This is a genomic window from Neisseria sp. CCUG17229 (assembly GCF_047839235.1).
Classification (GTDB): domain Bacteria; phylum Pseudomonadota; class Gammaproteobacteria; order Burkholderiales; family Neisseriaceae; genus Neisseria; species Neisseria brasiliensis.
In genome coordinates, this window is sequence record NZ_CP181247.1 from 1490337 (window position 1) to 1503040 (window position 12704).

Sequence of the window (12704 nt, forward strand, 5' to 3'; positions counted from 1 at the left end):
GGATGTCAATAATCTTCAATTATTTGTGATATTGGCGTGACAATTCATGCACGGTATCAACCAAGATTTTGGCGTGTTCCGGATTGGCATGTTGATTAATACCATGACCGAGATTAAACACATGGCCGCTGCCTTGGCCGTAATCGCCGAGGATGCGTGCCACTTCAGTGCGGATGCTTTCCGGTGTGCCGAACAAAGCAAACGGATCAAAGTTGCCTTGCAGCGCCACTTTGTCGCCCACACGACGGCGCGCTTCACCAATGTTGCAAGTCCAATCCAAGCCCAGCGCATCGGCGCCGATGGCCGCCATCTTCTCCAGCAATAAGCCGCCGCCTTTGGCAAATACAATCACCGGCACTTGACGGCCTTCGCTTTCGCGTTTCAAACCGGCGACAATCTGCTGCATGTATTGCAGGCTGAATTCTTCAAACGCAGCATCGCTCAACACGCCGCCCCAAGTATCAAAAATCTGCACCGCCTGCGCACCGGCCTCGATTTGCGCATTCAGATAAGCCGTCACTGCTTGAGCATTGGTGGCCAAAATTTTGTGCAGCAAATCAGGGCGCGAATACATCATGGTTTTGATGGTGCGAAATTCCTTGCTGCTGCCGCCTTCAACCATATAGCAAGCCAGCGTGAACGGGCTGCCGGAGAAGCCAATCAACGGAACGCGGCCGTTTAAGGCAGTGCGGATGGAAGTAACCGCGTCAAACACATATTGCAATTTAGCCATATCCGGCACTTCCAATTTGGCGATGTCGGCTTCATGCTGCAACGGGCGCTCAAATTTTGGCCCTTCACCTTCGGCAAAATACAGCCCCAAGCCCATGGCATCCGGCACAGTCAGAATGTCGGAAAACAAAATCGCCGCGTCCAAATCAAAACGCTCCAAAGGCTGAATAGTCACTTCAGTGGCCAGCTCGGTGTTTTTACACAAATCCAAAAAACTGCCTGCCTGTGCGCGCGTGGCTTTGTATTCCGGCAGATAGCGTCCGGCTTGGCGCATCATCCAAATCGGTGTGTATTCAACAGGTTGCTTTAAAAGAGCACGGAGAAAAGTATCGTTTTGCAATGGAATCATGACAGCTTTCTGAATTTAAGGCCGTCTGAACAGGCGGCCGGGATCAATGAAATACGCGTATTGAGTTATCACGCATGATGAACGTATTGTAAACATAAAAAGGCCGTCTGAACAGGTTTCACATGCATGGAAACGTTTCAGACGGCCTTTAAGTGAATGCGCTTAAACTTTGGCCATCAAGGCAACCGGTTCTTCCTCTTCCACCACGCTTTCCAACACCAGCTTACGCTGGGCATCAGCTTTTTGCGATTGGTTGGTTTCGTCGAACACACGTGCCAGCGCCAAATGCGCGCTCAAGCTCGGTTTAATCGCCAAGCTAGCTTCCAAATAGCCTTGCGCCTTGCCCCACAGCTGTTTACCGTAAGCCAATTGACCCAAATACATCAGCAATTGCGCATTATCCGGGCGTGCTTTCAACCAAGAATCGGCCGTGTCGATGGCTTTTTGTTGCTCACGGTCGCTCAAATAGCGCACGCTTTCAACAAAAGGCTCCAGCAATTCGACTTGCTGCGTTTGCGGATAATATTGGTTGACCCATTTCACCGCTTGCTCATACAAGCCCAAACGCTCGTATTTCTGCGCAATTTCGATACACATTTCACCGGCTTTTAAATTATCCGGAATGCGTTTCAAGCAGGCTTTCAAGCCGTTTTGGTCGGAAGCCAATGCCAACAGCCGACGGTATGCCCAAGTTTGGTATTGTTCGGCCTCATAATCGTTAATTGCACCGGCTTTCACCAGTTTTTCCGCTTTATTCAACACTTCCAATGCATTACCGTGGTCAAACGCATAACGCAATTGCAAGCGGACCAAGCGGGTCAGGTTTGGGTTGATTTGTGCGGCGGCATTCAGGTTTTCTTCGGCAGCCGGATAATCGCGGCGGCTTAATGCCGATTCCGCCAGCAGCAGGTAGCGCGACAACTGCTGTTTTTTTGGCAGCAATTCAATGTCTTTCAAATATCGGTCGCGCAAGTCTAAATTATCCATCTGGTCGGCGGCGTGTGCGCCCAACATCAAAGCCAAGGTACGGTTGTCGCCCGCTTCTTTGTTGGTCAATACTTTGGCCGCTTCCAATTCGGCTTTTTCAAAGCGGCCTTCAAAAAACGCCAAACCTGCGCTATTCAAAGCATGCACGGCTTGATTGCCTTTGCGTGCTACGCCGAAGCGTTGCAAGCGGCTCGGCACATTCAACACGCTGGCCAAGAATTTCACCAACAAATACAACACCACAACCACCGCAATCAAGCCCAGAATAAAGGCATGCAGATTGATGCGCAGCATGGTCTGCTCAACTACGACATACACGTTACCGGTGTAAATACCCGAGACAAGTGCCAAGCCCACCGCAGCGGCAAATAAAATCACAATCCAAATGACGCTTTTCATGCCTGTTCCCCTTTCGCTTGTGCCGGTGCTTCTTGAGTGGCTTCAGGTTTGGCAGCAGGTGCGGCCGGTGTTTGCGGCTGCGATGCTTTGTTTTCAGACGGCAACTCAGGCGCTTCAGGCATTGCGGCAACAGGGGCGGATGCTTGCGCTTCAGCAGCTTCGGAAGCGGCTTTCGACTCAGAAGCTTCAGTTTCCGCCGGTACAGCAGCTACTGCGGCTTGCGCACGGCTGCCATCTTGATAAGCACGTACGGCAGCCAAGCTGTTTTTCAGCGCATCACCGCTGGTCATGCGAATATCCAAGGCTTTCAATTCGGCCAATTCTTTCAGCCATGATTGGGTAGCCGGTGATTTATTGTCAAAATACTGTTTCACGGTGGCTTCGACATTGTTCAAATCGCTTTGATACACTTCACCATTGTGTTGCAGCAAGGCAGTGCGGGCATCCAAAAGGCGCAGGCGTAAGTTTTCACGCACGAAATAAATCTGCTCCGGCGACAACAACATCGAATCGTTGCTCTCCAAATTGCGCACTTCTACCAAGCCTTTCAATGCGCCCAGCGATTTTTCCCATGCATTTTCCCACCATGAAAGCTGTGGATTTTCTTGAACCTGCTCTACCGCACCCGGTTTCAGCGTACCATCCACCACTAATGACAAACCAGCCACAGCGGTTTCCAAGCGGTCGATACGCAAAGCGGTACCGGAAACATCAACATAAGGTCGATTTCTTAACTCGGCCAAATCGTTGCTGATGGCTTGTTTAATCGGCAACAATTCAGGCTGGTCGAAACGGCTCAAGCGGCTGTTGACGTGTTCCAACACACCCACCGCACCCGGCACATTACCCGACAGCATCAATTGCTGCGCAGCCAGATTCAGCATGCTTTCTGCTTCGTCCACCAGCCAATTGACACGGCCTTTCACCAATTCCTGATAGGCTTTTTGATTCAATTCGATTTGGTCGCTGTTGGCTTTTTGCGCATTGGCCAAACGCTCGATTTCGGCTTGAATGGCGGTTTGGCGGTTGATGTTGTCTTTCAGCAAAGAAGCATTTTCAGATTCACCCAATGCAGCCTTGTCAATTTTTTGGGTAAAGGCCAACTCTTGATTTCTCAACACATTCTGACCTTGAACAAACAAGAAACCGCTCGCACCCAAGCCCAGTAAAGCCAGCACCAGCGCACCAACAGCCAAACCTTTGCCGGATGATTGCTGAATCACCACCGGCGCAGGAGTTTGGGAAGATGACTCGTTTTTCGGTGTATTTTTATTGTCTGACATAGTGTTTCCTGTATTTCGAGATTCAGCCACCTCTGCGGCGGTCGGCTTCGGTTCGGCCGGTACGCTTTCTGACTCGGCTTTTTCAGACGGCATGGCTTTGCCTTCTGCATTGACCGCAATCACGCGCTCGTCGTTATTTTGATTGATTTCGGGTTGCTTGTCTTCGGTTTGGCTCATATCGGCTCCGTTTGAGACATGGGATAAAGCCGCAGCATCGAGTGCGGCGACCAATTGGATATTTTGCGCGCCGGCCTGCCGTAAAGCATCGGCCACACGCTCATGATGGGTCAAGTATAGCAAGGTTTTGAAGCGTTGCGCCAATGCCGGCGGCACTTGTTCAAATAAGGCTTTTACGCTTTCGGCAGAAGTGATGTATGCCGCTTGCACATTTTCTTCGGGGAAATCTTGCCAATTCAATTCTTTAGGACGTCTGAAATACACTTCGGCCACTGCCACACCAAAGCCTTGTTTGCGCAAATTTTCGATGAGAAAATCGCGTCCGCCATGCCCACGAATCACTAAAATTTTGGCATTTTGCGGCAGGTTTTGCCAAATCGGCAGCCGCAACACGGCTTCGCTGTCGTTGCCGTCGGTCGGGCTGAAAATTTCATGCTGGGTAAAACGGCTTAACGTTCGGCGGCTGGCTTCACCAACGGTAATCTGCACTTTCATGCCGTCTGAAAAATCAACATGCGGCGCGGCAATTTCAATGGCGGTAGGGCTGACCCAAAACACGGCGTCGCATTGTTGGAACACTTCCGCCAAGCCAGCCAAAGCGGTTTCATCGGGTTCGATTTCGATGGGGCTGAACGCAACCGCATCCCAACCCAATTGACGGCATACGGCAATGTCTTGTTGCGCCCGCGCCTCGGGGCGCACGATTAATAAGGTGGACATATTCAGACGGCCTTTCTTAGAATCTGGGGGAATCGTGAGAAAAGAATCAAATCCAACATACCGATTTATTGCCGATTTCGCAAGTGTTGGTGTTCAGACGGCCTGTTTAAAATCAAATAAAAAGGCCGTCTGAAAACTACCAGCCAAACCATTTGGTATTGGTGCTTTGATTTTTCTCAGCATTTTGCTGCTTGCGAAAATCCCACGGCGCTTGCGGATTTTTTGCCCGCCACAAGCCTTTGCGGTCACGCTTGGCCTGCTTTTGCGCGGCGGCGTATTCTGTAAACGCTAGTTTGTTTTGCTGCTTCTTGGCGTAATATTCATAATGCCACGCTGCGCCTTCGCGTACCATCATCAGGTTCAAATCGGTATTGCCTTTAAACACTTGCGCCACTTCGCGCCCGTAGCGGTCCAGCTCGAACACTTTCACTTTGACTTTGGCATTATCCGCCACCGCTTTTAATTGGTCGCGCGAACGGGTGCCGTAGGCTTGGTTCATTTCCGGCGCATCGATATGCGCCATGCGGATTTTGTGTTTGCGACCGTTGGCATCGGTGACGTGGATGGTGTCGCCATCGGAAATGCGCGTGATGCGGCCGGTGTAATTTTTCTGTTGGCTTTGCTTCTGCTTGTCTGCTTGCTCGATGCCGGCCAATTCATACAAATCGGGCAGCACACTTTTCCAATTACTACCCTGTTTGACACGCTCGACAACTTCGCCACCGACTTTCAACCAGTCGATTTTATCGCTGCTATACCCTAAGCCACCGGCCACTGCGGCCACAATGGCCAACCATTTCAACATCTTGTTATTCCATTATCTATCGTAAAGGCCGTCTGAAAATATTGACACTTTTCAGACGGCCTGAGACCTTTGCAAAATCCCCATCTTTGGCACATTTCTTCGTTATGCGCTGCTCGAAAGCTTAGCCTTTTATGATATGTCTTCGCTTTCTGTGCTGCTCTAACTTCGAACTGTACTCAAATCTGGGGTTTTGCAAAGGTCTCAACCTCACGATTCGGGTTTAATCCTGACCCGGATAAATCACTTTGGCACCTCCTGCCGTACCCAATACCAACACATCTGCGGCATTGCGGCCAAAAATACCGTTTTCCACTACGCCGACGATTTGGTTGATTTCGTCTTCACGCGTTACCGGACGGTCGATATTTAAACCATGCACGTCAACGATTTGGTTGCCGTGAAACGTGGTCACGCCAAGACGCAATTCAGGCTGGCCGCCCATGGCCAACAGTTTGCGCGATACCAATGAACGGGCATTCGGAATCACTTCCACCGGCAGCGGGAATTTACCCAAGCGTGAAACGTATTTACTCTCATCGGCAATACAGATAAATTTATCCGCCGCGCTGGCCACGATTTTTTCGTTCAAATGCGCCGCACCGCCGCCTTTAATCATTTGCAGCATGTGGTTCACTTCGTCGGCACCATCAATATACACCGCCAAATGATGCACATCATTGAGCGACAATTCGGGAATGCCGTATTGCGCCAACAATTCGCTGGATTTTTTCGAAGTCGATACCGCGCCTTTGATTTTTTTACCGCTCTTACCCAAAGCTTCGATAAAGAGATTGATGGTCGAGCCGGTGCCGATGCCGATGTATTCGTTTTCCGGCACAAATTCAACCGCTTTTTCCGCTGCAATTCGCTTCAATTCGTCTTGTGTCGCCATGATTGCTCCCTTATAAATGATGGTGGATGAATGTTGAGCCTTTTACAAACTGCTCACTTTAATTTTAACATCGAGACGGCAAACCGTCATGACAGATTATTCGCTGCCGATACGCGCCAACAACACCGCCGCCTGCGCTTCAATCGCTTCCATGCGGCCGAGATAGCCGAGCTTTTCGTTGGTTTTGCCCTTCACGTTGACACAGGCCATATCAATGCCCAAATCTTCGGCAATATTCGCGCGCATGGCATCGATGTGCGGGCGCAGTTTCGGCTGCTGGGCGATGATGGTGCTGTCCACATTCACCACTTGCCACCCCTGCGCCTGCACCACTTTATAGGCTTCACGCAGCAAAAATCGGCTGTCGGCATCTTTGTTTTCTGCCGCTGTGTCGGGAAACAGCTTGCCGATGTCGCCCAACGCTGCTGCCCCCAATACCGCATCAGTAATCGCGTGCAACAAAGCATCGGCATCGGAATGGCCGAGCAAACCTTTTTCAAACGGAATCTTCACACCGCCGAGAATCAAATCACGCCCCTCGACCAGTTGGTGAACGTCATAACCTTGTCCGATACGGATATTCATGTTTTCTTTCCTATTGTGAATTGGTTTCATGTTTCAGGCCAAGACCTTTGCAAAACCCTAGATTTGAGCGCAGTTCAAAGTTGTAGCAGCGCAGACATATCACTTAGATAGGCAAGCTTTCGAGCAGCGCACAACGAAGAAATGTGCCAAAGATAGGGATTTTGCAAAGGTCTCAGGCCGTCTGAAACAAATTGTTCAGACGGCCTCATATTTAATTAGCGAGCAATAAGCGCACAATAAATTCGTCTTGTGGCAAGGTCAGCTTTAAATTGCGTGTATCGCCCAACACCAGCAAAGGCTGCACGCCCAGCATTTCTACCGCCGACGCTTCATCGGTCACGCTGCTTAAATCATCGGCAGACAAAGCGCGGTGTAATAAGGCCGTCTGAAAAAGCTGCGGCGTTTGCGCCTGCCATAATCTGGTGCGCGAAACAGTTGCCGTGATTTGGCTGTCTTCACCCGCGCGCTTCAAAGTATCCGCTACCGGTACGGCCAAAATTCCGCCTTGTTCGGCATTGGCTGCTGCTTCAATCAAGCGGCTCAAGGCTTCGGCAGGCAGACAGCAACGTGCGGCATCGTGCACCAAAATATTGTCGGTTTCTGCTGCCAAACCTTGTTTTAATAAAACTTCCACACCGTTGCGCACGGTTTCGGCACGCGTTTCCCCGCCCACCTTAAAAATGCCGACTTTATCCGAGGCCGTCTGAAAAATATGGTCTTCCGGCGACACGATAACGGCAATAAAATCAATCTGCTCATGCTGCTGAAAAATATCGACGGTGTGCTGCAACACGGTTTTACCGTTGATTTCCACATATTGCTTGGGCTTGCCCGCCCCAAAACGTGCGCCGATACCGGCGGCCGGAATCAAAGCGATATTGCGTTTCATGCCTGCTGCTCCACCGTTGCCGGTTTGCGCCAAACGCATTCATCGCCCAGCGCATCTAAATATTGTTCATGCTCGGCCAATTCGCTTTCATCGGCACACACCACTTTCAAGCGGCCATTGCGTGTGGTTTGCACCAGATTTACCTGCGCTTGCCCCTCGCCGTTTTCTTCGTTTGTGCCGCCCATCAAGTCAAACTGCTGGCGAGTCATGGCCAGATACACATCGGCCAATAATTCGCAGTCGATCAATGCGCCGTGCAACACACGCTTACTGCGGTCAACGGAAAAACGGTTACACAATACATCCAAGCTGTTTTTCTGGCCGGGGAACATTTCACGTGCCATTGCCAAGGTGTCGGTCACTTGGCAGCCGAGCTCGCGCACATTGGGCAAACCGATTTTAGAAAATTCGCGGTTTAAGAACCCTTCGTCAAACGGCGCATTGTGGGCAATGATTTCGGCATCGCGGATAAAATCGGCAATCTGATTTCCTACCGCCGCAAAAACCGGCGCGTTTTTCTCTTCCAACACTTCCAATGTCAAACCATGCACCTTAACCGCATCTTCCGGAATATCGCGTTCGGGATGGATATAAAGATGCAGGTAATTGCCGGTCAATTGGCGGTTGATCATCTCAACACCGGCAAACTCAATCATGCGGTTAGTCGGGTCATCGAGAAAACCGGTGGTTTCGGTGTCGAATATAATCTGGCGTTTGCTCATGTACTGTCCTTTTTTTGTTGCCCGAATCATACTAAATCAATGCATGAAAGTATAGCTTGCAAAAGTTTAGTCGGATGTTCATGCGCCTAAACACCCAGGCCGACTAAACTCTTCTAGACGGCAACTCAAACATACCGCAAAAGCTGATTTTCACCATTTCCCGACTAAATTACTCAAGTTTTGAAAATTTATCTCAAATTAATTTTAATAAAAATCAAAATCTTATCTTATTATTAAATAATAATAACAATTATCATTTGCAAATTAGAGAGAAATCCGTATAATTCAACTCATCGAAACACACAACGCAACACACAGAAAGAAAGGAGAAGCACATGCCGGAAAGTATTTTTAAGCAAGTCTCTCTCGACATTCTGAGACTGCACCAACACACCATCCGCTCGCTTTTGGCCACACAAGGCTGCGGCGATTGTGAAATACACGACGCAGTGTATGTGACTTTAGATGGTCGATATTATGTTGGATTACCGTGTATGCCGTCTGAAAATCCATCTGATACCGGTATTTTGCTGATTGAAGACGAAGTTTCACAAGCGCGGTTAAGTTGGGTTGCCCACACCCGCGAAGTGAAACAGAAAGACAATTTATACCAGCGCGTCAGCAGCGCCCTACAGCGCCGCTTGGAACGCAGCAAAGGTAAGCACACCCAAGCAGCCCCCACCTGCCTATTGGAGCTTACCCCACAACAAGGCCGCCTGACCACAGGCAGCAAAGATTTATCGCTCTCACCGCATGATTTGATGAAAGCACTTTATCCGGCAACACATAAATTAGGAGAATTTGCCCTGTAACAGTTTTGGTAGTGGTTTGTGTTCCTTTTGCGCCCCTTAATTATTTTAAAGGGGCGATTTTTTTGTTGTCCACATCCTGAGACCTTTCAGACGGCCTAAATTACAGTAAAATAGGCCATCTGAACCTTGATTCCATATACTATTATGCAACTTCTCAAATACCTGCAATCACAGGGCCTTGGCAGCCGCAAGCAGTGCCAATGGCTGATCGACAACGATTACGTCGTGATTAACGGCGACATTTGGAACAACGCCAAAAGCACCATTGAGCCTGCCGATGTCAACACGCTCAGTATTGACGGCGATGACGTTGTAGTCGTGCCCATGCCCCACTTCTATATTCTGCTCAACAAACCTGCCGATTACGAAACCTCGCACAAACCGCAGCAATACCCGAGCGTATTCAGCCTGTTTCCCGACCACATGCGCAATATCGATATGCAGGCAGTTGGCCGCTTGGATGCCGACACCACAGGCGTTTTGCTGATTACCAACGACGGCCAGTTCAACCATCGCGTGACCTCACCCAAGCATAAAGTGGCGAAAATTTACCGCGTAACACTCAAACACGCCGCTGATAAAAGCTTGTGTGAAACCTTGAAAAACGGCGTTTTACTGCATAACGGCAACGAAACTGTCCGCGCAGCCGAAGCTTATTTGGAAGATGCCAATACGCTGATCATGACTATTACCGAAGGCAAATACCATCAAGTCAAACGCATGGTGGCTGCTGCCGGCAACCGCGTCGAACACTTGCATCGCGATCAATTCGGCGACTGGGACACACAAAATTTAGCCCCCGGAGAATGGAAGTTTCTCTAAATTCCTATCGCATCCTTTTTACAACAAGAATCATTATGATTTTAAATGAAATAAAATCAGAGAGTTATTTAAATTATCTTGCAATTAACAAAAATTAACACAAATTTTTTCGAACTATTATATAATTTATTCGTCTGAGTAATACTTGCTTCGCAAGGAGTAAGTACGTGAGTAAGACGTTTTCCCCGTAATGTGTTTGGCCATCTATACTTTTCCCCTTGTATAGATGGTCTTTTTTATCCCTAAATTATTTGAAGCAACTCTATTATTAACCTTCTTTCCCCCTTAACTCTCCTTCATTATTCATTTTTGCCCAAAACATAATTTTGTCTGTTTTCTTTAAAATTTAACTGTTTAAGTAAATAGAATTTAATGCATTTTAAATATTCAAATAAAGAACAATGAGATAAAATCATCATTTGAAAACGCATTTATTTCCCACACTTGCATTTCCCCAACCATTTGGTTACGATGGTTTCACACAAGACACAAAGCGTGTACCCCTTAAAACATAACGAAAGGAACTGGTATGAACTGGGATCAAGTAGAAGGTAAGTGGGATCAATTAAAAGGTAAAGCCAAAGTGAAATGGGGCCAATTAACCGATGATGATTGGGCAGTCGTAGAAGGCCAACGCGATCAGTTGGCAGGACGCATTCAAGAGCGTTACGGCTACACCAAAGAACAAGTTGAAAAAGAATTGGACGATTGGGTTAACGACCGCTAATCCGACGTTTATTTTCTAAAGGAACATTAAAAAACCTGCCTATGGCAGGTTTTTCGTTTTTTCATGCTCAATAATATGAAAACTTGTTGCCACAACAACATTGCTATTCAAGTCTATTACAATATTACAATCTAAATCCTTTATCTCGAACCAGTCTTTTCACCTATTTTGTTTTCAGACAGCCTAAATTATTACCATTTTTCACTATAGAAATTATCTTTTCCAGAATTATTCACTATCAGTATTTTTAATATTCAGCTAAATTGCATACTTTATCAGGCGTATAATATCACCCTTTGGTTTTGCTTTATTATAAATATATTAATATGAATTCTTCTCAACCCCGTCAAACCTGGTCAAACCGATTAACCTATATTCTGACTGTTGCCGGCGCGACGGTCGGCTTCGGCGCTACTTGGCGTTTTCCCTATTTAGTCGGTGAAAACGGTGGTGGCGCGTATGTATTTTTATTTTGTATTGCCATGATTGTAATCGGTATTCCGATGATTTTGGTGGAAAACGTGATTGGTCGGCGTAAAGGCGTCAACGCGCTGGATGCCTTTGGTGGCGAACTCAACGGCAAACCGGTACCAAAAATCTGGAAACTTGTCGGCTGGATGGGCTTACTCGGCGCATTCGGCATCATGGCTTATTATATGGTGCTTGGCGGCTGGGTCATCAGCTATATTGTGAACTTAATCGGCGGTGGCTTGGATGTGTCGCAACCGATTCACGGAGAAGTCACCAAAGCGTTTTTTAGCGAGCATATTGAAAATAGCCCATGGTCGATTGCGCTTTACACCCTGCTTTTTGTGTTGGCGAACTATTTTATTTTGGTCAAAGGCGTGATTGGCGGCATTGAAAAAGCAGCCAAATACTTAATGCCACTGCTGTTTTTATTCCTGATTGCGATGGTGGTGCGCAACGTTACCCTACCCGGCGCGATGGAAGGCATCACTTTTTATCTGAAACCCGATTTCAGCAAAATCACGGCGCAATTGTTTGTCTTTGTGCTCGGACAAGTATTTTTCGCCTTGAGTTTAGGCTTTGGCGTGATGATTACCTTATCGAGCTATTTGGATAAAAACGAAAATCTGGTTCAGACGGCCGTCATCACCGCCATTACCAATACCTTGATTGCAGTATTGGCGGGCTTTATGATTTTTCCTTCACTCTTCAGCTTTGGTGTAGCGCCAAATTCCGGCCCGACATTGGTGTTTCAAAGCCTGCCGATCGTGTTTTCCAATATGTGGGCAGGCTCTGTGTTTGCGGTGATTTTCTTCTCGCTGCTGCTGATTGCCGCGCTCACCACTTCTTTAACCATTTACGAAGTGTTGATTACGGCGCTACAGGAAAAAACCAAAATCCGTCGTGCTGCAGCGATTACCATTGTATTGGGCGGTATTTATGTATTGGGCAATATTCCATCGATTTTAGCTTATGGCCCTTGGCGGGATATTTCAATTTTCGGCCGCAATATTTTTGATGCTTTCGATTTTATCAGCGGCAATATCCTATTTATGCTCACGGCTTTGGGCTCGGCATTGTTTGTCGGCTTTATGATGAAAGATGAAGCGAAAGACGAATTGCGTCATCAAGGCAACGACACCACTGTGAATATTTGGTTCAACTATGTCAAATATTTGGTGCCGCTGGTGATTCTGCTGATTTTTATCAGCAACCTGATTTGAGACCAATCATTTAGGCCGTCTGAAACATTTCAGACGGCCTTTGTGTATATCACGACAGCGGTTTATTGTATAATTCGACATTACGCACATTACTTTTAGATGCCGTTTCAGA

At 47.8% G+C, this 12704-nt stretch carries 12 protein-coding genes and 1 pseudogene; 4 read left to right on the forward strand and 9 right to left on the reverse strand.

Annotated features, from left to right (window positions below; genetic code table 11):
* Nucleotides 1-19 precede the first annotated feature (19 nt).
* From hemE to dnaQ, 9 genes and pseudogenes are all read right to left on the reverse strand, one after another.
* Nucleotides 20-1081 carry a uroporphyrinogen decarboxylase gene (gene hemE / locus ACM67B_RS07160; protein ID WP_416189058.1) on the reverse strand — a complete coding sequence of 354 codons (1062 nt, stop codon included), beginning with the start codon at nt 1079-1081 and terminating at the stop codon, nt 20-22.
* 162 nt (nt 1082-1243) lie between these two features.
* The gene (locus ACM67B_RS07165) at nt 1244-2467 is read right to left on the reverse strand and encodes a heme biosynthesis HemY N-terminal domain-containing protein (protein ID WP_416189059.1); all 1224 of its coding nucleotides are present in this window, start codon (nt 2465-2467) and stop codon (nt 1244-1246) included.
* On the reverse strand, nt 2464-3750 hold the full coding sequence (locus ACM67B_RS07170) for a uroporphyrinogen-III C-methyltransferase (protein WP_416190540.1): 1287 nt from the start codon (nt 3748-3750) through the stop codon (nt 2464-2466). The genes ACM67B_RS07165 and ACM67B_RS07170 overlap by 4 nt, the downstream gene beginning before the upstream one ends.
* Nucleotides 3751-3927: 177 nt before the next feature.
* Nucleotides 3928-4647 (reverse strand): annotated as a pseudogene (locus ACM67B_RS07175) (uroporphyrinogen-III synthase); the annotation flags it as partial.
* A 136-nt stretch (nt 4648-4783) separates the two neighbouring features.
* Nucleotides 4784-5452 carry a thermonuclease family protein gene (locus ACM67B_RS07180; RefSeq protein WP_416189060.1) on the reverse strand — a complete coding sequence of 223 codons (669 nt, stop codon included), beginning with the start codon at nt 5450-5452 and terminating at the stop codon, nt 4784-4786.
* A 220-nt stretch (nt 5453-5672) separates the two neighbouring features.
* The gene (gene rpiA / locus ACM67B_RS07185; protein ID WP_416189061.1) at nt 5673-6344 is read right to left on the reverse strand and encodes a ribose-5-phosphate isomerase RpiA; all 672 of its coding nucleotides are present in this window, start codon (nt 6342-6344) and stop codon (nt 5673-5675) included.
* Between the two features lie 96 nt (nt 6345-6440).
* Nucleotides 6441-6929 carry a 2-C-methyl-D-erythritol 2,4-cyclodiphosphate synthase gene (gene ispF, locus ACM67B_RS07190; RefSeq protein WP_416189062.1) on the reverse strand — a complete coding sequence of 163 codons (489 nt, stop codon included), beginning with the start codon at nt 6927-6929 and terminating at the stop codon, nt 6441-6443.
* 211 nt (nt 6930-7140) lie between these two features.
* Nucleotides 7141-7818 carry a 2-C-methyl-D-erythritol 4-phosphate cytidylyltransferase gene (gene ispD / locus ACM67B_RS07195; protein WP_416190541.1) on the reverse strand — a complete coding sequence of 226 codons (678 nt, stop codon included), beginning with the start codon at nt 7816-7818 and terminating at the stop codon, nt 7141-7143.
* Entirely contained in the window at nt 7815-8540 is a 726-nt protein-coding gene (dnaQ, locus tag ACM67B_RS07200; protein WP_416189063.1) for a DNA polymerase III subunit epsilon, read from the reverse strand. The genes ispD and dnaQ overlap by 4 nt, the downstream gene beginning before the upstream one ends.
* Nucleotides 8541-8875: 335 nt before the next feature.
* Here dnaQ and ACM67B_RS07205 point away from each other — a divergent pair, with 335 nt between their 5' ends.
* From ACM67B_RS07205 to ACM67B_RS07220, 4 genes are all read left to right on the forward strand, one after another.
* Nucleotides 8876-9352, forward strand: a complete 477-nt coding sequence (locus tag ACM67B_RS07205) for a hypothetical protein (protein ID WP_100563580.1) — start codon at nt 8876-8878, stop codon at nt 9350-9352.
* 144 nt (nt 9353-9496) lie between these two features.
* Nucleotides 9497-10174: a 16S rRNA pseudouridine(516) synthase gene (locus tag ACM67B_RS07210; protein WP_416190542.1), complete on the forward strand. Its 678-nt coding sequence runs from the start codon at nt 9497-9499 to the stop codon at nt 10172-10174.
* A gap of 529 nt (nt 10175-10703) precedes the next feature.
* Entirely contained in the window at nt 10704-10901 is a 198-nt protein-coding gene (locus ACM67B_RS07215; RefSeq protein WP_095503371.1) for a CsbD family protein, read from the forward strand.
* Nucleotides 10902-11227: 326 nt separating this feature from the next.
* Entirely contained in the window at nt 11228-12592 is a 1365-nt protein-coding gene (locus tag ACM67B_RS07220; protein WP_416189064.1) for a sodium-dependent transporter, read from the forward strand.
* Nucleotides 12593-12704 lie beyond the last annotated feature (112 nt).